Here is a 23,314-nt window from a genome sequence, read left to right as displayed (position 1 = left end):
AAGTCGCTCCTACAGGGGGGATTGGTGGGCGTTTCCTCAGCCGAAGGTGAACGCGAACGCTTGTACACCCGGGTCGAGGAAGGTGATCTCGAACACCCGCTCGCCGCTGCCGTTGGCCTGGCGCACCAGCTGGTACAGCCGCTGGCCGGTGATGACGCCGTTGCCCCCGGCGTCGGTATCCATGCCGTGGTCGGCGCCGGGCGCCTTGCCGTCGAGGGTGACGCGGAAGCGCACGGGCTTGCCGTCGCTGGCCGGGCCCAGCACCAGGTGCAGGTCGCGGCCGCGGAAGCGGTAGACGATGCGGCCGCCGGCCTGCAGCAGTTGCGCGTTTTCCGCGTGCACGTTCCAGCGGCCGTCCAGCGACCACTGGTTGGTGCCCAGCGCGTCGGGCGCGCGGTAGTTCCAGGCGTCGTCATGGGCGACGCGACCGCTGACGAAGTTGCGGGCGCGGGCGTAGCCCACGTAGGTCTCGGGCGAGCGGGTGGCATCACCCGAATCGGCCGCTTCCACGCCGCGGTGGTCCGCGCTGACATAGCCGCCGGGCAGGTTCTTGTAGCCCGCTTCGCTCAGCAACCGGCGGATCACGTCCTCGCTTTCCGGGTAGGCGCCCTCGCCGAAATGGTGGTGCCGGATGCGGCCCTGGGCGTCGATGAAGTAATGCGCCGGCCAGTATTGATTGTTGAAGCCTTGCCAGATGGCGTAGTTGTTATCCAGCGCTACCGGGTAATCCACGCCCAGGTCCTTCACCGCCTTGGCCACGTTGGCTGGATCCTTTTCGAAGGCGAACTCTGGCGCGTGCACGCCGATCACCACCAGGCCGTGGTCCTTGTACTTGTCGGCCCAGCCGCGCACGTAGGGCAGCGAACGCAGGCAGTTGATGCAGGAGTAGGTCCAGAAATCCACCAGTACCACCTTGCCGCGCAGCGACTGCGCGGTCAGCGGCGGGCTGTTGAGCCACTGCGTGGCGCCAGCCAGCGACGGCAGTTCGCCTTCCACCGGCAGCGGTTCGCCGGGTTTCACCACGGTGGCGGCGTTCACCGGCGCCGGCCGCACCGCATCCAGCAGCTTCTGCTCGATGCCGCCGGTGCTGGCCAGCGATACGCGCGTCAGCAGGCCGGTATCCAGGCCCAGCGCGATCGCCGCCACGCCGCACAGCACCAGCGCGCCCAGTCCGCGACGCACCCATTCACCCGCGCCCAGCGAGCGCTTCATCAGCGCGAACACCTTGCCGCCCAGCAGCAACGCCAGGCCCAGCGAAGTGGCGGCGCCGGCGGCGTAGGTCAGCAGCAACAGGGTGGTCTGCACGCTGGCACCGTTCAATGCCGCGCCGGTCAGCAGCAGGCCCAGGATCGGCCCCGCGCACGGCGCCCACAGCAGGCCGGTGGCGACGCCCAGGCCGGCGGAGGCCCAGATCGAATCGCGCTCGCCCGCTTGCCGGGTCAGCCGTCCGCCCAGCGCCACGAACGGCCGGCTGATCCACTCGGCCACCCGCGTGGACAGCAGCGCCAGGCCCAGGAACGCCAGCACCAGCATCGCCACGTAGCGGCCGTACTGGTTGGCGTGGATGACCCAGCCGCCACCCAGCGCGGCCAGCGTGGCCACCGCCGCAAACGTGATCGCCATGCCTAGCAGCATCGGCAGGCCGTTGCGCTTGAACGGGCGGTCCGAGCGGGCGAACACGAAGGGCAGCACCGGCAGGATGCACGGGCTGAGGATGGTCAGCACGCCGCCGAGGTAGGCAATGATCAGTACGAGCATGAGCGTCGTCCGCGAGGGGTTTGTCAGCTATTCGCCGGGCGGCGCTGTGCGGTTACATGCGGTGACGAGGTAACCCTGGTCGCGTGCGCAGCGAATGCAGGGTGAGAAAGTCTGGTCGGAGAAAATGTTGCAGCCCTTGACCGCCGCGGGCCCGATGGTCTCTGATGATGCGCTCCCCCGTCGATCGAGCGTCAGATACCGCGTGCCAGCCAGCCCCGCCACCAGCGCCATCGAAACCGCCGACCAGCGGCGGGCGGCGTGGATGGCGGCCGCGCAGGCCGGCGATCGGATCGCGTACGAGAAGCTGCTGGCCGACTCGATCCCGCTGATCCGCGCGGCCGCACGGCGGCAGGGTGTGGCGCGGGATCACGTCGATGACGTGGTGCAGGAAACCCTGATCACCGTGGATCGCGTGCGGCATACCTACGACCCGTCGCGCTCGTACGACGCCTGGCTCAATGCCATCGCCAGCCGCCGCGCCATCGATGCGCTGCGCAGCCGCGGGCGTCGCGACAGCCGCGAGTTGCACGACGAGTTCGCGTTGGATCGCCACCCCGACGCCGACGATGCCAGTGCCGCCAGCGAGCGCCAGCAGGACGCGCAACGCCTGCGCGCGGCCATCGATGAATTGCCGCCGGGCCAGCGCGAGGCGGTCGAACAACTGGGCTTGCGCGAACGCACACTGGCCGAAGCCTCCGGGCAGACCGGGCGCAGCGCCGGCTCGCTGAAAGTGAACCTGCATCGCGGGCTGAAATCGCTGCGCCGCCATTTCAACGGAGAACCTTGAGCAGCATGTCCGACTCACCCCGCCATGAAACCCTGATCCACGCGCTGGGCGCTGGCCTGGTGCCGGTGCGCCGGTTGCCGCCGCCGTGGCTGCGTACGCTGGGGTGGCTGCTGGTGGTGGCGGCGCTGGCCGTGGCCTTGCTGCTGCGCTACGGCACCGGCATCGCGATGGAGCGCTGGCAGGCGTCGCCGGACATGGGCTGGGCCACCGCCGGGGCGGTGCTTACCGCGATCTGCGCGGCGTGGGCGGCGTTCGTCTCGGGCATGCCCGGGCGGCGGGCGATCTGGGCCTGGCTGCCGCTACCGCCGGCCCTGCTGTGGATCGGCGCCAGCGGCCTGGGGTGCCTGCGTACCTGGGTGGAGCCAGCGGCGCAGTTGACCCGCACCCATCCCGCGCCCGACTGCCTGTATTTCATCCTGGCCTTCTCGATCCCGCTGTCGGCTCTGCTGATCTGGCTGCTGCGCCGCGCCTGCCCGTTGCGGCCGGTGCTCACCGCGGTGCTGATCGGCCTGGCCAGCGCGGCGGCCTCGGCCAGCCTGCTGGAGATCTGCCACGCCTACGGCGCCGCCGCCACCGACCTGCTGGCCCACGCCGCCGCCGTGGTCGTGGTGGTGGCGGCGAATGCCGCCATGGGTGGGCGATTGCTGTCGAGGCACTGAGCGGTGCTTGCGGGCTGGCGGCAACGATCCAGGACGTAACCACGGTCGCGACGCTGGCGAAGAAAAGGATGGAGACGCCTGTCTCCATCCCTTTCCTGCAGGAGTCAACGCCATGAAAACCACGTTGTTTGCCGCCCTGATCCTCGCCGCCAGTGGCCTCGCCTTTACCTCGGCTTTCGCACAGGACGCGATGGCCCCCAGTTCCAGCACCGCGATGGCGCACGGCGATGCCATGCACGCGAACGCCATGAAGGGCGCCATGTCGCACGACGCCATGCAGAAAAACAGCATGCAGAAAGACGGCATGAAGATGGATGCCATGCACCACGGTGCCATGAAGCACGACGCCGGAAAGATGGGCGCCATGAAAAAAGCCGGCATGAAGAAAACCGACGGGAAGATGGGCGACTGAACGCGCTGCGCTGGGCTGGTGTAGCGCTGCCGCGAACAGCCAGGCCCGTTCGAGCGTCGTTTTCGGGCCATCCCCATGCCGCCGCACGGTCACCGTGCGGCGGCATGGCCGCCTTGACTTCCCTTTGCGGCCGGGACGGTATACTGCGGCTGCGCCATTTTGCGCAGCGATACCGCCATCGAGGCTCTCCCTTTTGAGTACTGCCCGCACCAACAAGGCCGTCACCACGGCCACCCTGCGTCAATCCGTCGTCGACGCGCTGGACGAACTGAAAGCCAAGGACGTGCGCGAGATCGACGTCCGCGGCAAAACCTCCATCGCCGACCTGCTGGTGATCGCCTCCGGCACCTCGGCCCGCCACGTCAAATCCATTGCCGACGAAGTCCAGAAATTCGCCAAGAAAGCGGGTGTGCATCCGCTGGGCGTGGAAGGCGAGGGCGAAGGCGAGTGGGTGCTGGTGGACCTGGGCGACGTGATCGTGCACGTGATGCTGCCGCGCATCCGCGAGTTCTATGGCCTGGAGCGGCTGTGGACGGTGGGTGATCGCGATGAGGATGAAAGCGAAGCGGCGCAGGCTGGATAGCGCATGACTTTCTCCCTCTCCCCCGTGGGGAGAGGGCCGGGGAGAGGGGACGCTCTTGCGACGCATTTGCTACGAAGCGAGCCCATCCGATGAATGTCCCCGCTAGCCCCGCCCCCTCTCCTCGATCCTCCTCCACCCGCAAGGGGACTCCCTTCGGTCGCCACAGGGGAGAGGAAGCGAACGCGGGTGCTGCGCACCGGTGTTTCCTGGCCCCACGGCAATGATGCGCGCGCGCATCATTGCTGTCGGTGAGCGCATGCCTGGCTGGGTGGCCGAGGGTTTTGCCGAATACCGCAAGCGCCTGTCGCATGAGCTGCCGCTGGAGTTGCTGGAGTTGAAGCCCGGCACGCGCGGCAAGGGTCGCGACGATGCGCGGGCGATGCAGGACGAAGGCGCCGCGATTCTCGCCGCGCTGCCGCGCGATACCCATGTGATAGCACTCGATGGCGGCGGCAAGCCCTGGTCCAGCGAAGCGCTGGCCGAGCAGCTGGCGCAATGGCGCATGGCCGGGCGCGATCTGGCCTTCTTGATCGGCGGCCCCGATGGCCACGCGCCCGAAGTGCTGGCCCGCGCCGACCAGACCTGGTCGCTGGGCCCGCTGACCTTGCCGCACATGCTGGTGCGACTGGTGCTGGCCGAACAGCTGTACCGGGCCACCACGATCATGGCCGGGCATCCGTATCATCGGGCTTGAGTGCCGGGAATGGGGAATCGGGAATGGGGAATCGTAAAGGCAACAGCAAAGGCAAAAGCCGCCGCGCGTGAAGGTATGCTTCTGAATCCCGATTCCCGAATCCCGCCCCATGTCATTCCATATCTGCCAGGCCACCATCCACCATCTCGACAAGCTGGCGCCGTTGTTCGACGAATATCGCCAGTTCTACGGTCAGCCGGGCGACTTGTCGCGGGCGCGTGAGTTCCTGGCCGAGCGGTTCCGCCACCATGAATCGCTGATCCTGCTGGCGCTCGACCCGCAGCGCGAAGGGGTAGGTTTCGTGCAGCTTTATCCGCTGTTTTCGTCGGTGCGCACGGTGCGCACCTATGTGCTCAACGATGTGTTCGTGTTGCTGCGCGTACGCCGCCAGGGCGTGGCCGCCGCCTTGCTGACGGCTGCCGCCGACCACGCCCGCGCGCTGGGCGCCGCCAGCCTGTCGCTGTCGACCGCGCGCGACAACGCCTCGGCGCAGGCGTTGTACGCGTCGCTGGGTTGGCAGCGCGACCAGCAGTTCTGCGATTACAACCTGACGCTCTGACCCATGCTCCATCTCGCCTCCAAATCACCGCGCCGGCATCAGTTGCTGCAGCAGCTTGGCGTGGCGTTCGATGTGCTGGATGTCGATGTGCCCGAGCAGCGCGCCGCCGGCGAAACACCGCCGGCTTACGTAAGCCGCGTGGCGCGCGACAAGGCCGCCGCGGGCGCGCTGCTGGTGAAGCCGGGTGGCGTGGTACTGGGTGCGGATACCGAAGTGGTGCTGGGCGACGACGTGTTCGGCAAGCCGCGCGATGCGGCCGATGCGGTGGCCATGCTGCGTCGCCTGAGCGGGCGCACGCATGCGGTGATCTCCACGGTCTGGGCGCTGGGCGACGGACGGCAGGAGTGCGCCGTCTGCGTATCGCAGGTGCGTTTCGCCGCGCTGGACGAGAACGATATAGCCGTCTATGTGGCCACCGGCGAGCCGTTCGGCAAGGCCGGTGCGTATGCGATCCAGGGCCGTGGCGCGGTGTTGATCGAACACCTCGAAGGCAGCTATTCCGGCGTGATGGGCCTGCCGCTGTTCGAGACCGCGCGCCTGCTGCGCGGCTTCGGCATCAACCCGCCGGCTTGACCGCCAGAAACCACGCCGCCACCGCCAGCAGGTTGTTGACGCCATGCGCCACCACCGCCGGCCAGATGGAGCCAGAGCGCAAGCGCAGCCACGCCAGTGCTGCCGCCAGCAGTGCCAGGCCGGGCAGCGCGTACCACAGGAAACCCAGGTCGGGCAGGTGCACCAGGGCGAACAACAGCGAGCACGCGGCCACGGCCCAGCCCACGCGCAGTCGCCGCATCAGTGCCGAGAGCAGCACGCCGCGAAAGAGCAACTCTTCCACCAACGGGCCGACCGTCACCACGATGACCATCAGCGCCACCCGCAGCGACAACGCCGCTTCGGCGCCGACCCGCTGGATGTCCTGCGGCACCTTGTGGCCGTGCGCCAGCAGCTGGGTCAGCCAGCCGCCCAGCACCGGTGCGGCCAGGCCGATGACGACAGCCAGCAGGTAGAACAGCGGTTGTGCGGGCCGTGCCACGGCGAAACCCGGCGGTGACGCCAGCGACCACAGCTGTGGCCATTTGCGATGCACCAGCCACAGCATCGACCCGGCCGCCACGCACAACACCAGCATGACCATCGCGGCGCGCGCATCCGGCTGCGCCAGCAGGGTCCGCACCTGGTGTCCGATGGTCTTGGCGTCGTAGGCCAGATGCTGCAGACCGGCACGCAGGCCGAGCCACAGGCCAAGCACGAACGCCACCAGCGCGCCCACCGTGGCCTGCAGCAGGAAGTACAGCGCGATGAAACCCAGCGCCGTCAGCAGGCCGGGCGCCCGTAGCACGGGCACCGGCCATGGGCGTGAGGGCGGCAAGGGCGGGGTGGCGTCCGGCGCCGTTTCCATCAGCCTGCGTGCCTGGCGTGGTGCCCGTATCCGGCCACGGCTGTCAGCCCAGCATCAGCGCGCGGCATACGCCGATCGCGGCCATCACCAGCAAGGCCACCCAGGCCATCATGGCGACGGCGAAGCCCGGCCCACGCGAAGCCGGGTCTTTCATGTAGCTCCACGCGTACCACACGCGGCCCACCACCCAGACCAGGCCCGCGATGCCGGCCCAGCCACTGAAGCCGTACGTGGCCGCCAGCCACAGCGTGGGCAGAAACATCACCGCGCCTTCCAGCGTGTTCATCTGCACGCGGTAGGCGCGGTCGAAGGCCGGATGGCCGCTGGTTGCGGGCGCCTTGATGCCGTGGCGCCCACGCATCTTGCCGACAATGAACATGGTGCCGGACAACAGCAATACGGTGAGCAAGGTCACCAGCGCGGGCAGATGGGTCATGGGCGGCTCCTCGGAAGTAGCCCCTACTGTAGCGGCCACGCCGGTGCGCGTGCATGGCGCGATCACCCGTCAGTCGCTATCTTCGCCGTGCGTACTCCGACGCATGCATCGCTCAACGAGGTTTCTCATGGATTGGCGCAAAGGCGGCAGCAGCAGCAACATCGAAGTCGGCAGCGGTGGCGGCGGCGGAAGGCGTTTCGGCGGCGGTCGCGGCATGGGCCTGGGCGGGCTGGTGGTGATGGCCCTGATCGGCTGGATCTTCTTCAAGAACCCGATGGCGCTGCTGGATCAGGGTGGCGCCGCGCTGGACTCGGGCTCCCAGAACAGCGTGCCGACCCAGGTCGATCCGGAGCAGAAGGCATTCGTCAGCGCCATCCTGCATTCCACGGAACAGACCTGGGGCGCGATCTTCCAGGCCCATGGCGCCACCTACGTGGAGCCGAAGCTGCACATCTTCAGTGGCGGCGTGAACACGGCCTGCGGCGGTGCCACCACGGCGGTGGGGCCGTTCTATTGCCCCGGCGACCAGAAGGTTTATCTGGACCTGGCCTTCTTCCAGCAACTGCAGGATGAACTGCAGTCATCCGGCGATTTCGCCCGCGCCTACGTGATCGCGCACGAGGTGGGCCACCACGTGCAGAACCTCACCGGCGTGTTCGCCCGCACCGATGCCGCCCGCCGCCGCGGTGCGCCGATGGAGGGCGCCAGCGGACTTTCGGTGCGACAGGAACTGCAGGCCGATTGCTACGCGGGCGTGTGGGCCAATCACAGCCAGCAACGCCTGCAGTGGCTGCAGCCGGGCGACATCGAGGAGGCGCTGAACGCCGCCAGCCATATCGGCGACGACACCTTGCAGCAACAGGCGCAGGGACGCGTGCGGCCGGACACCTTCACCCACGGCACCTCGGCGCAGCGCGTGCACTGGTTCAAGACCGGCTTCGACAGCGGCGACATGGACCAGTGCGACACGTTTGCCGGCGCGCTCTGAACATCGGCGACATCCCTGTAGGAGCGGCTTCAGCCGCGATGCCTTTCGCCTCCGCATTCCAAAAGCATCGCGACTGAAGTCGCCCCCAGGTAGCTAGGGCCCTCCCGCGGACGATGCTCCTGCTTCTGCAAATCGCGAATGCCGACCTTTCGGTTTTTCGGCGGGCGCTTGACGGCTTTTTATTATTTCTATAATATTAGAAATATGAAATCAAAAGAAGCCCTCGCCTGTCTCGCGGCGCTCGCCCAGGAACATCGCCTGAACCTGTTCCGCCTGCTGGTGGAGGCGGGCGATGAAGGCCTTTCGGTGGGCGAGCTGGCCGCCGCAACCGGCCTGGCCGGCGCGACCCTGACCAGTCATCTGCACGTACTGCGTCGTGCCGGCATGGTCAGCGACGAGCGCCGTGGTCGCGTCATCCAGTGCCGCGCGCGCTACACGCAGATGAACGGCTTGCTGGGCTTCCTCACCGAAAACTGCTGCGCGGGCTCGGCGGCAGCTGATGGCTGCACGACGGTGGCATGCAAACCTCCACGGAAAAAACCATGAAACGCTTCCATGTGCATCTCAACGTCGCGCGGCTGGACGACAGCATCCGCTTCTACACCACGCTGTTCGGCGCGGCCCCGGATGTGACCCGGCCCGATTACGCCAAATGGATGCTGGACGATCCGCACGTCAACTTCGCGATCTCGCAACGCTGCCGCCAGCCCGGCGTCGATCACCTGGGTTTGCAAGCGGGCGATCCCGCCGACCTGGCTGCCATCGGCGCACGCCTGCAGGCAGCCGACGCGGTGGCGCTGGCGGAACAGGGCACCACCTGCTGCTACGCCCACTCCGACAAGTTCTGGGCCGAGGATCCGCAGGGCGTGCGCTGGGAAAGCTTCCACACACACGGTGAGGCCACCACTTACACCGGCGCGCCGAACGAAGCGGGCGTCGCGTGTTGTGGGCCGGCGACCACGAAACGCACCGCATCCGGGTGCGGCCCGAATACGGGTTGCTGCTGAGATGGTCGTGCGTCCACCGATCAAGGTGCTGTTCCTCTGCACCGGCAATTCCGCCCGCAGCGTGATGGCCGAGGCCTTGCTCAATGTGCTGGGCGAGGGCCGCTTCCAGGCATTCAGCGCCGGCAGTTTTCCCAGCGGCGCGGTGCAGCCGATCGCGGCGGAGCTGGCGCGCGCGTTCGACTACGCCGCGCCATTGCGCAGCAAATCCTGGGACGAGTTTGCCGGGCCGCATGCGCCGGCGATCGATATCGTGATCACCGTTTGCGACAACGCGGCCGGCGAGGTGTGCCCGATCTGGCCCGGCCAGCCGGTAAGCGCACATTGGGGCGTGCCCGATCCGGCAGGCGTGCAAGGCTCCGACGCACAGCGCCGGAGCGCATTCCAGTCGGCCTGGGCGATGCTGCGCCAGCGTATCGAGCAGTTGCTGGCATTGCCGCTGGAGACGCTCGATCGCGCGGCGTTGCAGCAGGCGTTGCGTGACATCGGCAGGGTGGAATCCGCATGAGCGACGCGGTGCTCGCCGCGCCTGCGCCGATCGGCCGCTTCGCCCGTTACCTCAGCCTATGGGTCGGGTTGTGCATCGTGGTCGGCATTGCGCTTGGGCACGGGTTGCCCGGGGTGTTCGCGGCCCTGGCGCGTGCGGAAATTCAGCACATCAACCTGCCGGTGGCCGGGCTGGTGTGGTTGATGATCGTGCCGATGCTGCTCAAGGTCGATTTTGCGCAACTGGCGGGCGTGCGCCATCAGGTGCGCGGCATCGGCGTCACCTTGCTGGTGAACTGGGCGATCAAGCCGTTTTCGATGGCCTTGCTGGGCTGGCTGTTCGTGCGGCATGTGTTTGCCGGTTGGCTGCCGCTCGATCAGCATGATTCGTACATCGCCGGGTTGATCCTGCTGGCGGCGGCGCCATGCACGGCGATGGTTTTCGTGTGGTCGCGGTTGTGTGGCGGCGAGCCGAATTTCACGCTGGCGCAGGTGGCGCTCAACGACACCATCATGGTGGTCGCGTTTGCGCCGATCGTGGCGCTGCTGCTGGGTGTGGCCTCGATCCATGTGCCGTGGGGCACGCTGCTGCTGTCGGTGTTGCTGTACATCGTGGTGCCGGTGGTGGTGGCGCAGTCGTGGCGCGCCAGCCTGTTGCGCCGCGGCGGGCACGCGGCCCTGGAAGCGACGCTGAAACGCATGGATCCGCTGTCGACCATCGCCTTGCTCGCCACGCTGGTGTTGCTGTTCGGCTTCCAGGGCGAGGCGATCCTGGCGCAACCGCTGATCATCGCCATGCTCGCGGTGCCGATCATCATCCAGGTCTATCTCAACGCCGGTATCGCCTACGGCCTCAGCCGCTGGCTGAAGGTGCCACACTGCGTCGCCGGGCCGGCTGCGCTCATCGGGGCCAGCAATTTCTTCGAGCTGGCCGTCGCCGCCGCCATCAGCGTGTTCGGCCTGCGCTCCGGCGCCGCGCTGGCGACGGTGGTGGGGGTGCTGGTCGAAGTGCCGGTGATGCTGTCGGTGGTGCGCATCGTGAACCGGACGGAAGGCTGGTTCGCCGGTGCGGGGTCGTTTGCGGCGGCAGGAAGCGACCGCAATCGCACCTGACCCGGCTTGCATGGATACCCTGTCACGCGAACGCGGCACGTTCTAGAATGCGCCGCTGCGCGCCTCGGGGTGCGCCCTGGTTCGTTCGATGGATCATCCCTGCCTGCGCTGTGGCGCCTGCTGCGCGTATTTCCGCGTGGCGTTTCACTGGTCGGAAGCCGAGCCGTTCCTCGGTGGCGTGGTACCGGCCGAACTCACCGAAAAACTCGATCCGCACCGGCTGGCCATGCGCGGCACCTATACCGCGGCGCCGCGCTGCACCGCATTGCAGGGCACGGTGGGCGAGGCGGCGCATTGCAGCATCTACCCGCAACGACCATCGGTGTGTCGCGAGGTGGCGCCGTCGTGGGAATTCGGTGCGGTCAGCCCGCAATGCGACAAGGCAAGACTTGCGCACGGGTTGGCGGTGCTGACGCCGCAGGACTGGCTGGACCCGTCTACGGCGGACACGCCGCCGTTGCCGCAAAGCGCCTGAAGCCCGATGGACCTGTGGGAGCGACTTCAGTCGCGACGCTCTTGCCCTGAAGCTCCAAGGCAAAAGCATCGCGGCTGAAGCCGCTCCCACAAAGTGGGCGGCTTACCGCCGATGCGGCGGCTTGCCGCCGGGCTTGAAGCCACCGGGTTTCTTGTAGCCGCCAGGCTTGCGCGTGGGCGGCGCGTTGCTGGATGCGGTGTCGTTGCCGTCCCATTCGTGGATGCGCAGTTGCTGCTGCACCACCCACACCTTCTTCAGGTGATCGAACACTTCCGGCGGCATGCCGTCGGGCAGGTCGATCAGGCTGTAGTGGTCGCGGATGCTGAGGCGGCCGATGTACTGGCTGTCCAGGCCGGCCTCGTTGGCGATCGCACCGATGATGTTGCCGGGTTTCACGCCGTGTTCGTGGCCCACCTCGATGCGGTAGGTGCGCTTGCCCTGCTCGGTGGCGTGGGCGCGCACGGGGCGCTGGCCGAATTCGCGCGGTGCCTGCTCCTGTCCGGTGCGATCGTGTGCGGCGCGCTCGTGAAGGTGCGGCTTGTGCTCGCGCGGTGCGCGGGTGTCGCTGCGTTCACGCGAGGTGCGATCGCTGCGCTCGCGCGTGGCCGGCTCGTACTTCTCGCGCTTCGGCGGCGGCGCCAGCAGCAGCGGCTGGTCGCCTTGCGCGATGCGCGCCAGCGCGGCGGCGATCTCGATCGCGGGTACGTTGTACTCCTGCTCGTACTGCTCGATCAGTTTCTGGAAATCACCCAGTTCGCCCACGGCCAGGGTATCGCTGATGCGCTGCTTGAATTTGCCGATGCGCACGTCGTTGACCACTTCCACCGACGGCAACTGCATCTGCTCGATCGGCTGGCGCGTGGCGCGCTCGATCGCGTGCAGCATGCCGCGCTCGCGCGGGCTGACGAACAGGATCGCCTCGCCGTTGCGCCCGGCGCGACCGGTACGGCCGATGCGGTGCACATAGCTCTCGGTGTCGTACGGGATGTCGTAGTTCAGCACGTGGCTGATGCGCTCCACGTCGAGGCCGCGGGCGGCCACATCAGTGGCCACCAGGATGTCGAGCTTGCCGTCCTTCAGCTGCTGGATCACCCGCTCGCGCTGCGCCTGGGCGATGTCGCCGTTGATCGCGGCAGCGGCCAGGCCGCGTGCCTGCAGCTTGCCGGCCAGCTCCTCGGTGGCCTGCTTGGTGCGCGCGAAGATGATCATCGCGTCGAACGGCTCGGCTTCCAGGATGCGTGTCATCGCATCGAGCTTGTGCATGCCGCTGACGAACCAGTAGCGCTGGTGGATGTTGGCCGCGGTGGTGGTGGAGGACTTGATGATGACCTCGACCGGGTCCTTCAGGTGACGCTGGGCGATCTTGCGGATCACCGTGGGCATGGTGGCCGAGAACAGCGCCACCTGGCGCTCGGGCGGCGTGGCCTGCAGCACTTTCTCGACGTCGTCGATGAAGCCCATGCGCAGCATTTCGTCGGCTTCGTCGAGCACCAGGAAACGCAGCTCGGAGAGATCGAGCGTGCCCTTGTCCAGGTGATCGATCACGCGCCCGGGCGTACCCACCACCACGTGCACGCCGCGCTTGAGCGCGTGCAATTGCGGGCCGTAGCTCTGGCCGCCGTAGATCGGCAGCACCTGGAAACCGGGGATGTGCGCGGCGTAGCGCTGGAACGCTTCAGCCACCTGGATGGCCAGCTCGCGCGTGGGCGCCAGCACCAGCGCCTGTGGCTTGCCGGCGCGCGGGGTGATTCGCGACAGGATCGGCAGCGCGAACGCGGCGGTCTTGCCGGTGCCGGTCTGCGCCTGGCCCAGCACGTCGCGGCCTTCCAGCAGCGGCGGGATGGTGGCGGCCTGGATCGGCGAGGGCGATTCATAGCCGACATCGGCCAGCACGCGCAGAACATCGGGATGCAGCGCAAGTGCGCCGAAGCCGGACGGAACCGGGGCGTTGTCGGAAACGGGGGATGACATGGGGGGTACCTCAAAACAGAAAGCAGCGTCGGAGAGGCGGCGCGCAAGCCGGCCATTCTATCAGGCCTGCTGGCGCCGCGTTACGGGCGCGGGCTGAACGGGTGCTTCAGCCACGCGCGGATATGCTCGGCACATCGGGACCCACAGGAATCACGATGAGCACGCTTGAAACAATGTCCCGCCACCGCTGTCACGGCGGTGTGCAGGGGTTTTATCGCCACGCCTCGACGGCTTGCGCCGGACCGATGCGTTTCGCGCTGTACCAGCCGCCGCAGGCCGAATATCGGCCTTGCCCGGTGCTGTATTTCCTGGCCGGGCTCACCTGCACCGAGGAAACCGCCGCCATCAAGGCCGGCGCGCAGCGGCTGGCCGCGGAGCTGGGGCTGATCCTGGTGATGCCCGACACCAGCCCGCGCGACACCGGTTTCGACGGCGCCACCGGCGACTGGGAATTCGGCGAAGGCGCAGGTTTCTATGTCGATGCCACGGAGGCGCCGTGGTCAGCGCGCTTCCGCATGCACAGCTACGTGGTCGATGAACTGCCCGCGTTGATCGCCGCCAACTTCCCCGCCGATACCACGCGAAGCGGCATCTGCGGCCATTCTATGGGCGGTCACGGCGCGCTGACCATCGCGCTGAAACATCCCGCGCGTTACCGCTCGGTTTCCGCCTTCGCACCGATCGTGGCGCCCAGCCAGGTGCCGTGGGGGCGCAAGGCGTTGCCGCGTTACCTGGGCGAAAACCCGGAAGCCTGGGCCGGTTACGACGCCTGCGAACTGGTGCGGCGGCAAACCTTTCCCGGCACGATCCTGATCGATCAGGGCGAAGCGGATACGTTCCTGGAAGCCCAGCTGAAACCCGAGCTGTTCGACCAGGCCTGCGCCGAAGCCGGTCAGCCGCTGCTGCTGCGCCGGCACGCCGGCTACGACCACAGCTATTGGTTCATCAGCAGCTTCATCGACGATCACCTGCGCCATCACGCGGAGGCGCTGGCATAGCCAACCAATGTAGGAGCGGCTTCAGCCGCGACGCTCTCCGGTTCGATGGAAGGGCGGTCGCGGCTGAAGCCGCTCCTACAAATTACGGTCAAGCCTTGGCAGCAGGCCGATGGCTGGAGCGACGACGCTGGTTGCCGGCGGCATGCTCGCCACGGCCTTGCGCGGCGTAGCCGTTCGGGCGGGCCGAGCCGGAGGGTTTGCCCTGGCGCGGCTGGCGCTGACCGCCGCCACCCTGCTTCGGACGCGGCGCGCCGGCATCGATGCGCAGCGGCGCGGACGGCTCGAAACCGGTCACCGCGGTGATCGCGATCTCCTGCTTCAGCAGCTTGCGGATGTCGTACAGCAGGCCGCTCTCGTCATGGCTGACCAGCGACAGCGCCAGGCCTTCCATGCCGGCGCGGCCGGTGCGGCCGATGCGGTGCACGTAATCCTCGGCCACCGAGGGCAGGTCGAAGTTGATCACGATCGGCAACTGCTCGATGTCGATGCCGCGGGCGGCGATGTCGGTGGCCACCAGCACGGTGACGCGGCCGCTCTTGAAATCGCTGAGTGCGCGGGTGCGGGCGTTCTGGCTCTTGTTGCCGTGGATCGCGGCGCTGCGCAGGCCCGAGGCGTTGAGGTACGTCACCAGCTTGTCGGCGCCATGCTTGGTGCGGCTGAACACCAGGGTCTGGCGGCGGCTGTCCTGCGACAGCACGTGCAGCAGCAGGTCGCGCTTGCGCGCGGCGTCGACCGGATGCACCTGGTGGCTGACCAGGGTGGTGACGGTGTTCGGCGCGGAGACCGAGATCTCCTTCGGGTTGTGCATGAACTCCATCGCCAGCGTCTTGATCGCCGGCGCGAAGGTGGCCGAGAACAGCAGCGTCTGGCGGCGCTTCGGCACCGACTGCAGGATGCGCTTCAGGGCCGGCAGGAAGCCCATGTCCAGCATGCGGTCGGCTTCATCCAGCACCAGCGTTTCCACCGCGGACAGGTCCAGCGTGCGCTGCTGCATGTGGTCCATCAATCGACCGGGGGTGGCAATGACGACGTCCACGCCACGACGCAGCGCGTTGATCTGCGGGCCCATGCTGACGCCGCCGAAGATGGTGGTGGCGCTGACCTGGATGTGCTTGCCGTAGCTGCGCATGTTGTCGTGGATCTGCGCGGCCAGCTCGCGGGTGGGGGTGAGGATCAGCGCGCGCGGGCGGCGCGTCATGGTCTGACCGCTGGTGGAAAGCTTCTGCAGCAACGGCAGCGCGAACGCGGCGGTCTTGCCGGTGCCGGTCTGGGCGGCGGCGAGCAGATCGTGGCCTTCCAGCGCGGCCGGAATGGCGGCGGCCTGGATCGGGGTAGCCTGCGTGTAGCCGTATTCGGCAAGCGCACGCAACAACGCGGGCGCAAGGCCCAGCGAATCAAAAGACATGTAACACTCCTGAGCAACCCGGAGTGTTCATACCGTGTTGCAGACTAAGGGGGAAAGGGCGGCAATGCCGCAGCAATCAGGGGGACTGCGCCGCCGAGTATAACGGGTTGGGGCCGCTCACGCGCGTTTTTGTTCCGTATCGTGAAATCGGGCCACCAGCAGATAGCTGTTGTACGGCGTGCGACCGCGCAGGGAACCCACCTGCACGTCGAGGCCGGCCTGGCGCAGCGGCGCGCACAGTTCCTGCGCATCCGGGTAGTGCTGCGCGCCACCGGGAATCCAGCCCGACACCCGCAGGAAGAATTCCTCCACCCGGGTGGCGTGGAAACGCCAGTTGGGTTCGCGCAGGACATTGCGGATCACCAGCGTGCCCGCCGGTGCCAGATGCGCGATGGCCACCTGCAACAACGCCTGCTGCTGCGCGGCGCCCAGGTAGTGCAGCACGTCCAGCAGCGCCACGTGGCCATGCACCGGTGGCAGCGTGGCGGCATCGGCGCAGCGCAGGTCCATCTGATCGCCAAGCCCTGCAGCCGCAGCGGCTTCGCGTGCCGCGGTGATCTTGCGCGGGTCGTGGTCGACGCCGATGTAAGGCGCCCGTATCCCCGCAGCGTGCAGGTACTGGCCCAGCAGGCCGATGCCGCAACCGATGTCGAGCAGCGGCAGCGACGAGCCGCGCAACAGAGGGTCCACGGCGCCGTAGGCCGGATCGCAGGCGAGTTTCCAGCGCGCATACCATTGGTGGCCGCGGTGGGCGTAATGGTGGGCGATGTCGTTTCGCTGTGCGCGATCGAGCGCCATGCCTGTCTCCATTGCAGTGGGGGAAGCGCCGCCATTTACCAGTTACGGCAGGCACTGCGCATTGCAATGTCCGGCTGCGGCGTGACGGGCGGATGATGGCCGGCGGCGGCGAGGTGCCCCCGCAGGGTCCCGGCGAGCCAAGGGTAAGCTAGAATCCGTCGTTTGTTCCCATCGACGAGACAGGCAATGAAGGCTGGCAAGGACAAGGTCATCGCGTTCCACTACACCCTCACGGTGAACGGCGAAGCGGTGGAAAGCTCGCGCGATCGCGATCAGCAGCTGTGGATTTTGCTGGGCCACGGCCAGCTGATTCCGGGGCTGGAAACAGCACTGGAAGGCCACGAAGCCGGCGAGACGCTGGCGGTCGACGTGTCACCGGAGGAAGGCTACGGTGTGCGCCAGGAAGGCCAGGTCCAGCGCCTGTCGAAGAAGTACGTGCCGCAGGCCAACCGCCTCAAGCCCGGCGACGTCACCGTGCTGCGGATGAAAGAAGGCGGCCAGCGCGCGGTCACCGTGCACAAGGTGGGCATGAGCACCATCGATGTGGACATGAACCACCCGATGGCCGGCCAGACGCTGCATTTCGACGTGAGCATCAGCGAAGTGCGCGAGCCGACCGAGGATGAGCTGAAGCACGGCCACGCTCATGCGCCGGATGCTGCGGCACACTGAGCCTGCGCTTCTGATGAAACAAGAACGGCACCTCGCGGTGCCGTTTTTGTTTTGCGGTTGCCGAACGGGCGGCGGTCCGTCGGTCCTTGTGGAAGCGGCTTTGGCCGCGATGCTCTTGTTCTTTGGCTTTCTGTAGGAGCGACTTCAGTCGCGACGCCTTTGCTCTTGGATGTGGCTCCGAGGAAGAGCTTTCGTCTGCCTACGGCAGCCGAGTTACTTTCTCTTTGAGCACGCAAAGAGAAAGTGACTCGAGCGCCGCAGGCGATCGAAAGCTCTTTGCTCTAAACCACACCAAATCAAAAAGCATCGCGACTGAAGTCGCTCCCACAAATGCGCAAAGCAACATCAAAAGCATCGCGCACAGGGTGCGCTCCTACGCGGCGAGTTAGGTTTGCCTGGAGTCCAAGGTCTGCCCCAATTCCTGCAGTCGCTGCGGCGTGCCCACGTCAGTCCAGGTACCCCGAAAATGCGTACCGCTGACCGCAGCATCGGCCATCGCTGCGCGCAACAGCGGGGCCAGCTTGAAGCGAGTTGGTTGGGTATCCGTCGCCTCCACCACATCACGCCAGTTGTTCAACAGCTGCGGGCGGTAGACGCCGATGCCGCTGAAGGTCAGCCGCGCCGTGCCTGTGTCGTGCACCAACCCATGCGCATCCAGCGCGAAATCGCCGTCGGGATGATGGGGCGGGTTGTCGACCAGCAACAGGTGGGCGAGGCCGGTCGGTTCAAGCGGCAAGGTAGTGAAGTCGGCGTCGGTCCAGATGTCGCCACTGATGGCGATGAAGGGTGCATCGCCAAGCAGCGACAGCGCATTGAGCATGCCGCCGCCGGTTTCCAGCGGCTCCGCGCCTTCGTAGGCATAGCGGATGCGCAGGCCCCAGCGCGAACCGTCGCCCAGCGCGTCGGGGAATTGTTCGGCCAGGTGCGAGGTGTTGATCACCACGTAGTTCACGCCGGCGGCGGCCAGCTTTTCCAGGTGCCAGACGATCAGCGGTTTGCCGCCCACCGGCAGCAACGGCTTGGGCGTGGTGTCGGTCAACGGCCGCATGCGTTCACCGCGGCCGGCGGCAAAGATCAGTGCATGCCTCATGCGGTCGTCACCTGGCGCAGGTCGCGCGTTCCCACGCAGCGCTGCAGCAGCGCTGCGAAGTCGGCCAGCTCGGGGTAACGCGCGGCGACGTCGATGACGTAGTCGTATACGCGCGGCAGGTCATCGAGGTAGCCGGGTTTGTTGTCGCGATAGCAGAGGCGGCAGAAGATGCCGAGCACCTTGATGTGGCGCTGCAGGCCGGTCAGGTCGAACCAGCGCAGGAACTGGCCGCGGTCCACCGAGCCGTCGATCAACTGGGCGGTTTGCAGGTGCAGACGATAGCCGTCCGCCCACGCTTCCACCCGCTGGCGATCCCACGCGATATAGCAGTCGCGCAGCAGCGAGGCGAGGTCGTAGGTGATCGGGCCGATCAGCGCGCCCTGGTAATCGATGATGCCGGGGTTGGGCAATCGCGTGGCGATGTTCTGCGGCTGGTCGTGCGGCACGATCAGCAGGTTGCGGCTGTGGTAATCGCGATGCACGAAGCCTTGCGGCTGCGCCAGCGCGTTGTGCAGCAGCGTGGTGAAGCCCGCTTCCAGCACGTCCCATTCCGCACAGGTCGGGGTGTGGCCCAGGTGCCGGCGCAGAAACCATTCGGGCATGATTTCCAGCTCGCGCAGCAGGAAGTCGCGGGTGTAGCGCTGCATGCCCGCGGTATCCACGTCGCGCTGCATGTGCAGCAGCGCGCGCAACGCGTCGCCGTACAGGGCGTCCACAGTGGCGTCGTTCAACGCAGGCAGGTACAGCTGTGAGCCCAGGTCCTCGATCAGCAGGAAACCCTGCTGCAGATCCTGCGCGCGTACCGTCGGCACATGCAGGCCGGCAGCGGCCAGGCGGGTGCCGATGGCCAGCCACGGCGCGGGGTCTTCCAGCGCCGGCGGCGAATCCATCACGATCCAGCTCTGCCCCGCATGGCGGGTCCGCCAATAGCTGCGGAAGCTGGCGTCGGCGGAGGCGGGCTCCAGCGTCAGCCCGGGGTCGGCGAGTACGTCGCGGGTCCAGGCTAGGCGGCTGGCGGCGCGGTCCGGAAGGCCGGAGCTCATCGCGCGAGATCGGATTGAAGGTGGGTGCGCAAGGGTTACTCCGGAGAAGAGGGCAGCGGACGATTCTTGTCGATCCGTCGACCGTCCGCTACCCATCTCCATGACCGTTGCTTACGACAGGTTGTAGGCACGCTCCTCGTGCAGTGCCAGATCCAGGCCGATCTGCTCCTGTTCCTCATCGACGCGCAGGCCGATCGTCCAGTCGATCAGCTTGAGCACCAACCAGGTCAGCGCACCGCTCCACAGCACGGTGAAGCCCACGCCCTTGGCCTGGATCCACAGCTGCAGCCACGGATGCTCGACGGCGCCGAAGCCGCCCAGCGCCGCCGCCGCGAACGGGCCGGTGAGCAGGGCGCCCACGATGCCGGCCACGGCGTGCACGCCGAACACGTCCAGGCTGTCGTCATAGCCGAAGTAGTGCTTCAGGCGGGTGGCGCAGAAGAAGCAGATCACGCCCGCCGACGCGCCAAGGATCAGCGCGCCGCCGGGGCCGATGGTGCCGGCGGCGGGGGTGATCGCCACCAGCCCGGCCACCGCACCCGAGGCGATGCCCAGCACGCTGGCGCGGCGGTGGATGATCCATTCCACGCCCATCCAGCCCAGCGCGGCGGCGGCGGTGGCGATCTGCGTCACCAGCATCGCCATGCCGGCGGTGCCGTTGGCGGCGACGGCCGAGCCCGCGTTGAAACCGAACCAGCCCAGCCACAGCATGCTGGCGCCGATCAGGGTGTAGCCCAGGTTGTGCGGCGGCATGGGTGCGTGCGGATAGCCGCGGCGCTTGCCCAGTACCAGGCAGGCCACCAGGCCGGCGATGCCGGCGTTGATGTGCACCACCGTGCCGCCGGCAAAATCCAGCACGCCGATGTCGCCCAGGAAGGAGCCGGGGCCGCCCCACACCATGTGCGCCATCGGCAGGTAGGCAAAGGTGAACCAGCCGATGGTGAACAGCATCAGCGCCGAGAACTTCATGCGCTCGGCCACCGCGCCCACGATCAGTGCCGGCGTGATGATGGCGAACGTGAGCTGGAACATCGCGAACACGCTTTCCGGCACATGGGCGTACAGGCTGGCTGGCGTCATCCCCGCGAACATCGCGCGGTCCAGACCGCCGATGAACGAGTGCAGGTTGGTGACGCCGGCCTGCATGCCCTCGGTGCTGAACGCCATGCTGTAGCCGTACAGCAGCCACAGCACGCTCACCAGCGCGGTGATGGCGAAACACTGCATCAACACCGACAACAGGTTCTTGGCCCGCACCATGCCGCCGTAGAACAGCGCCAGCCCCGGTATCGTCATCAGCAGCACCAGCATGGTGGCGGTCAGCATCCAGGCGGTGTCACCGCTGTCCGGCGCGGCCGCCGTCTGCGCCATCGCCGGCAACGCCAGCAGGCCGCCGGCAAGCGCCAGCATGCACCGCACTCCGAGGCGGCGGCCGAATCCCGAATCCCGAATTCCAAATCCCGTTTCAGAGCGCATCGACGTCGGACTCCTGGGTACGGATACGGATGGCCTGTTCCAGATCGCTGACGAAAACCTTGCCGTCACCGATCTTGCCGGTGCGGGCGGCGCCGCTGATCGCCTCGATCACCTGCTCGAGCTGATCGTCGGCCACCGCGACCTCGACCTTCAGCTTGGGCAGGAAATCGACCACGTACTCGGCGCCGCGATACAACTCGGTATGGCCGCGCTGTCGGCCGAAACCCTTCACTTCGGTGACGGTCATGCCTTGCACGCCTGCTTCCGACAGGGCCTCGTGCACGCTGTCCAGGGTGAAAGGCTTGATGATGGCTGTGATCCACTTCATGGCAGTTTCCTCGGCGGTGAGGCTTCGGAATCAGCACGATGCGTGCCACCTCGTCGTACCCGGCCGGCAACATGTTTTTCAATGACTTGCGGCTCACCCGCGCGAAAATTTGCACGGTGATCGGGCATTGCGATCCATGCTTTCCCCCCGATGGTGCGCTGCAGCGGCATTGACCGCGACGGCGCTAATCAGTACCATTTTGGTCCCGATTGAATCCGGCCGGTTTCCATGCTCCGCGTCAGCCGATTGACCGATTACGCCACCGTGGTAATGGCCTTCATCGCCACCCACCCGGACCACGTGCACAGCGCCGTGCAGATCGCCGAAGAAACCCGGCTGGAGCTGCCGACGGTGAGCAAATTGCTGAAGGCGCTGGGGCACGCCACGCTGGTGGAATCCTTTCGCGGCGCCAACGGCGGTTACCGGCTGGCCCGGCCCGCCACCGAGATTTCGCTGGCCGAAATCGTCGAGGCGCTGGAAGGCCCGCTGGGCATGACCGAATGCAGCATCGCCGAAGGCCAGTGCGACCGCGAGGCGCAATGCGGCGTGCGCGGCAGCTGGCAACAGATCAACCACGTGCTGGACGACGCACTGCGCGCGGTAAGCCTGGCCGACATGATGAAACCGCCGCCGAAGAAACGCCGCATCGCCATGCAAATGATCGAGAGCGCGCCCATCCCCGCCGGCGCGGCCACCACGGAATGAAAGACGCCATGACCATCGAAAGCAGCACTGCCACCACGCTCCGCGACAATGTGGATGTGGCCGAAGCCCTGGGCCGCAGCTACGCCGCCGGCTTCGTCACCGACATCGAGATGACCGGCCTGCCGCCGGGCCTGGACGAGGACACCGTCCGCGCGATTTCCGCGGTCAAGCGCGAGCCGGAGTGGATGACCGAGTGGCGGCTGGAAGCTTTTCGCCATTGGCTGACCATGCCGAAACCCGATTGGGCCAAGCTCAATATCGACCCGATCGACTACCAGGCGATCAGCTATTACGCCGCGCCCAAGAAGCAGCCCAAGTCGCTGGACGATGTCGACCCGGCGCTGCTGGAAACCTACGAGAAGCTCGGCATTCCGCTGCACGAGCGCGCCGCGCTGGCCGGCGTGGCGGTGGATGCGGTGTTCGACTCGGTCTCCGTCGGCACCACCTTCCGCAAGCAGCTGGCCGACGCCGGCGTGCTGTTCTGCTCGATGAGCGAGGCAATCCGCGAATACCCCGAGATCGTGCGGAAATACCTGGGCAGCGTGGTGCCCACCGGCGACAACTTCTTCGCCGCGCTGAACTCGGCGGTGTTCTCCGACGGCAGCTTCGTGTTCATTCCCAAGGGCGTGCGCTGCCCGATGGAATTGAGCACGTATTTCCGCATCAACGCGCAGAACACCGGTCAGTTCGAACGCACCCTGATCGTGGCCGAGGAGGGCGCCCACGTGTCCTACCTGGAAGGCTGCACTGCGCCCAAGCGCGACGAAAACCAGCTGCACGCGGCGGTGGTCGAGCTGGTGGCGCTGGAAGGCGCCAAGATCAAATACTCCACCGTGCAGAACTGGTACCCCGGCGACGAGAACGGCGTGGGCGGCATCTACAACTTCGTCACCAAGCGCGGCGATTGCCGCGGCGACGACAGCAAGATCTGCTGGACCCAGGTGGAAACCGGCTCGGCCATCACCTGGAAATATCCCAGCGTGATCCTGCGCGGCGACCGCTCGGTGGGCGAGTTCTACTCGGTGGCACTGACCCACCATTTCCAGCAGGCCGACACCGGCACCAAGATGATCCATCTTGGCAAGCACACCAAGTCCAAGATCGTCTCCAAGGGCATCAGTGCGGGCAAGAGCTCCAACAGCTACCGCGGCCTGGTGAAGATGGAGAAGGGCGCCGACAACGCGCGCAACTACACCCAGTGCGACAGCCTGCTGATCGGCAAGCAATGCGGCGCACACACCTTCCCCTACATGGAAGTGAAAAACCCCACCGCCATCGTCGAGCACGAAGCCACCACCTCGAAGATCTCCGACGACCAGATGTTCTATTGCCGCAGCCGCGGCATCGCCGAGGAAGACGCGGTGTCGATGATCGTCGACGGCTTCTGCAAGCAGGTCTTCCGCGAACTGCCGATGGAATTCGCGGTGGAGGCGAAGAAGCTGCTTGAGGTGTCGTTGGAAGGCGCCGTTGGCTGA

At 67.0% G+C, this 23,314-nt stretch carries 27 protein-coding genes; 17 read left to right on the top strand and 10 right to left on the bottom strand.

The annotated features are described in order from the left end of the window. Positions 1–36 precede the first annotated feature (36 nt). Positions 37–1,758 carry a cytochrome c biogenesis protein DipZ gene (locus ASD22_RS07925; RefSeq protein WP_056081471.1) on the bottom strand — a complete coding sequence of 574 codons (1,722 nt, stop codon included), beginning with the start codon at positions 1,756–1,758 and terminating at the stop codon, positions 37–39. A 202-nt stretch (positions 1,759–1,960) separates the two neighbouring features. Between ASD22_RS07925 and ASD22_RS07920 the strand changes: the two genes are divergently transcribed. The 7 genes from ASD22_RS07920 (at position 1,961) to ASD22_RS07890 (ending at position 6,025) form a co-directional block, all read left to right on the top strand. Next, complete coding sequence (locus tag ASD22_RS07920; protein ID WP_200945358.1) at positions 1,961–2,545, top strand: sigma-70 family RNA polymerase sigma factor; 585 nt, start codon at positions 1,961–1,963, stop codon at positions 2,543–2,545. 5 nt (positions 2,546–2,550) lie between these two features. Continuing rightward, positions 2,551–3,204: an NrsF family protein gene (locus ASD22_RS07915; protein WP_056083992.1), complete on the top strand. Its 654-nt coding sequence runs from the start codon at positions 2,551–2,553 to the stop codon at positions 3,202–3,204. A gap of 7 nt (positions 3,205–3,211) precedes the next feature. Next, positions 3,212–3,616: a pentapeptide MXKDX repeat protein gene (locus ASD22_RS07910; RefSeq protein WP_235577590.1), complete on the top strand. Its 405-nt coding sequence runs from the start codon at positions 3,212–3,214 to the stop codon at positions 3,614–3,616. Positions 3,617–3,809: 193 nt separating this feature from the next. Then, on the top strand, positions 3,810–4,199 hold the full coding sequence (gene rsfS, locus ASD22_RS07905) for a ribosome silencing factor (protein WP_082520188.1): 390 nt from the start codon (positions 3,810–3,812) through the stop codon (positions 4,197–4,199). A gap of 223 nt (positions 4,200–4,422) precedes the next feature. After that, entirely contained in the window at positions 4,423–4,893 is a 471-nt protein-coding gene (gene rlmH, locus ASD22_RS07900) for a 23S rRNA (pseudouridine(1915)-N(3))-methyltransferase RlmH (protein ID WP_056083987.1), read from the top strand. Positions 4,894–5,002: 109 nt separating this feature from the next. After that, positions 5,003–5,452 carry a GNAT family N-acetyltransferase gene (locus ASD22_RS07895; protein ID WP_056081464.1) on the top strand — a complete coding sequence of 150 codons (450 nt, stop codon included), beginning with the start codon at positions 5,003–5,005 and terminating at the stop codon, positions 5,450–5,452. A 3-nt stretch (positions 5,453–5,455) separates the two neighbouring features. After that, on the top strand, positions 5,456–6,025 hold the full coding sequence (locus tag ASD22_RS07890) for a Maf family protein (RefSeq protein ID WP_056081461.1): 570 nt from the start codon (positions 5,456–5,458) through the stop codon (positions 6,023–6,025). On the opposite strand, the gene ASD22_RS07885 is transcribed toward ASD22_RS07890, so the two are convergent. Together ASD22_RS07885 and ASD22_RS07880 are read right to left on the bottom strand one after the other, a co-directional pair. Continuing rightward, a complete protein-coding gene (locus ASD22_RS07885; RefSeq protein ID WP_056081459.1) occupies positions 6,009–6,851 on the bottom strand; it encodes a CPBP family intramembrane glutamic endopeptidase in 843 nt (280 codons plus the stop codon). The genes ASD22_RS07890 and ASD22_RS07885 overlap by 17 nt on opposite strands. Positions 6,852–6,894: 43 nt before the next feature. Then, the gene (locus ASD22_RS07880) at positions 6,895–7,287 is read right to left on the bottom strand and encodes an MAPEG family protein (protein ID WP_056081457.1); all 393 of its coding nucleotides are present in this window, start codon (positions 7,285–7,287) and stop codon (positions 6,895–6,897) included. A 127-nt stretch (positions 7,288–7,414) separates the two neighbouring features. On the opposite strand from ASD22_RS07880, the gene ASD22_RS07875 reads away from it, so the two are divergent. The 6 genes from ASD22_RS07875 to ASD22_RS07850 all read left to right on the top strand — a co-directional run bounded on the left by ASD22_RS07875 (position 7,415) and on the right by ASD22_RS07850 (position 11,353). Further along, positions 7,415–8,275, top strand: a complete 861-nt coding sequence (locus ASD22_RS07875) for a neutral zinc metallopeptidase (RefSeq protein ID WP_056081454.1) — start codon at positions 7,415–7,417, stop codon at positions 8,273–8,275. A 138-nt stretch (positions 8,276–8,413) separates the two neighbouring features. Further along, on the top strand, positions 8,414–8,821 hold the full coding sequence (locus ASD22_RS07870; protein ID WP_255357416.1) for a metalloregulator ArsR/SmtB family transcription factor: 408 nt from the start codon (positions 8,414–8,416) through the stop codon (positions 8,819–8,821). Continuing rightward, positions 8,818–9,282, top strand: a complete 465-nt coding sequence (locus tag ASD22_RS07865) for an ArsI/CadI family heavy metal resistance metalloenzyme (RefSeq protein WP_056081448.1) — start codon at positions 8,818–8,820, stop codon at positions 9,280–9,282. Before ASD22_RS07870 ends, ASD22_RS07865 begins: the two co-directional genes overlap by 4 nt. Before the next feature lie 7 nt (positions 9,283–9,289). After that, positions 9,290–9,787: an arsenate reductase ArsC gene (locus tag ASD22_RS07860; protein ID WP_255357415.1), complete on the top strand. Its 498-nt coding sequence runs from the start codon at positions 9,290–9,292 to the stop codon at positions 9,785–9,787. Further along, on the top strand, positions 9,784–10,878 hold the full coding sequence (arsB, locus tag ASD22_RS07855; protein ID WP_056081443.1) for an ACR3 family arsenite efflux transporter: 1,095 nt from the start codon (positions 9,784–9,786) through the stop codon (positions 10,876–10,878). The genes ASD22_RS07860 and arsB overlap by 4 nt, the downstream gene beginning before the upstream one ends. 88 nt (positions 10,879–10,966) lie before the next feature. After that, positions 10,967–11,353 (top strand): YkgJ family cysteine cluster protein, encoded by a 387-nt coding sequence (locus tag ASD22_RS07850; protein WP_056081439.1) that lies wholly within the window; start codon positions 10,967–10,969, stop codon positions 11,351–11,353. A gap of 102 nt (positions 11,354–11,455) precedes the next feature. Here the strand turns inward: ASD22_RS07850 and ASD22_RS07845 are convergent, their stop codons facing one another. After that, positions 11,456–13,324, bottom strand: coding sequence for a DEAD/DEAH box helicase (locus tag ASD22_RS07845; protein WP_056081436.1), 1,869 nt, complete (start codon positions 13,322–13,324; stop codon positions 11,456–11,458). Positions 13,325–13,479: 155 nt separating this feature from the next. On the opposite strand from ASD22_RS07845, the gene fghA reads away from it, so the two are divergent. Further along, on the top strand, positions 13,480–14,322 hold the full coding sequence (gene fghA / locus ASD22_RS07840; protein ID WP_056081432.1) for an S-formylglutathione hydrolase: 843 nt from the start codon (positions 13,480–13,482) through the stop codon (positions 14,320–14,322). 88 nt (positions 14,323–14,410) lie between these two features. Here fghA and ASD22_RS07835 read toward each other — a convergent pair whose 3' ends face one another. Together ASD22_RS07835 and ASD22_RS07830 are read right to left on the bottom strand one after the other, a co-directional pair. Further along, the gene (locus ASD22_RS07835; protein ID WP_056081429.1) at positions 14,411–15,727 is read right to left on the bottom strand and encodes a DEAD/DEAH box helicase; all 1,317 of its coding nucleotides are present in this window, start codon (positions 15,725–15,727) and stop codon (positions 14,411–14,413) included. Between the two features lie 117 nt (positions 15,728–15,844). Continuing rightward, positions 15,845–16,525, bottom strand: coding sequence for a class I SAM-dependent methyltransferase (locus ASD22_RS07830; RefSeq protein WP_056081426.1), 681 nt, complete (start codon positions 16,523–16,525; stop codon positions 15,845–15,847). A 186-nt stretch (positions 16,526–16,711) separates the two neighbouring features. On the opposite strand from ASD22_RS07830, the gene ASD22_RS07825 reads away from it, so the two are divergent. Further along, on the top strand, positions 16,712–17,197 hold the full coding sequence (locus ASD22_RS07825) for a peptidylprolyl isomerase (protein ID WP_056081423.1): 486 nt from the start codon (positions 16,712–16,714) through the stop codon (positions 17,195–17,197). Between the two features lie 385 nt (positions 17,198–17,582). Here ASD22_RS07825 and murU read toward each other — a convergent pair whose 3' ends face one another. The 4 genes from murU to ASD22_RS07805 form a co-directional block, all read right to left on the bottom strand. After that, positions 17,583–18,287, bottom strand: coding sequence for an N-acetylmuramate alpha-1-phosphate uridylyltransferase MurU (gene murU / locus ASD22_RS07820; RefSeq protein WP_056081420.1), 705 nt, complete (start codon positions 18,285–18,287; stop codon positions 17,583–17,585). Continuing rightward, a complete protein-coding gene (locus ASD22_RS07815) occupies positions 18,284–19,330 on the bottom strand; it encodes a phosphotransferase (protein WP_056081417.1) in 1,047 nt (348 codons plus the stop codon). Before ASD22_RS07815 ends, murU begins: the two co-directional genes overlap by 4 nt. Before the next feature lie 111 nt (positions 19,331–19,441). After that, on the bottom strand, positions 19,442–20,740 hold the full coding sequence (locus ASD22_RS07810) for an ammonium transporter (RefSeq protein ID WP_082520187.1): 1,299 nt from the start codon (positions 20,738–20,740) through the stop codon (positions 19,442–19,444). A 55-nt stretch (positions 20,741–20,795) separates the two neighbouring features. Continuing rightward, on the bottom strand, positions 20,796–21,134 hold the full coding sequence (locus tag ASD22_RS07805; RefSeq protein WP_056081413.1) for a P-II family nitrogen regulator: 339 nt from the start codon (positions 21,132–21,134) through the stop codon (positions 20,796–20,798). Positions 21,135–21,362: 228 nt separating this feature from the next. Here ASD22_RS07805 and ASD22_RS07800 point away from each other — a divergent pair, with 228 nt between their 5' ends. Then, a complete protein-coding gene (locus ASD22_RS07800; RefSeq protein WP_056081411.1) occupies positions 21,363–21,839 on the top strand; it encodes an SUF system Fe-S cluster assembly regulator in 477 nt (158 codons plus the stop codon). A gap of 8 nt (positions 21,840–21,847) precedes the next feature. After that, positions 21,848–23,314: a Fe-S cluster assembly protein SufB gene (gene sufB, locus ASD22_RS07795; protein ID WP_156458974.1), complete on the top strand. Its 1,467-nt coding sequence runs from the start codon at positions 21,848–21,850 to the stop codon at positions 23,312–23,314.

Origin of the sequence: Rhodanobacter sp. Root480 (assembly GCF_001426645.1) — a bacterium.
GTDB lineage: Bacteria > Pseudomonadota > Gammaproteobacteria > Xanthomonadales > Rhodanobacteraceae > Rhodanobacter > Rhodanobacter ginsenosidimutans.
Note: the sequence above shows the minus strand (reverse complement) of the source record. Positions and strands in the feature narration are given on the sequence as shown.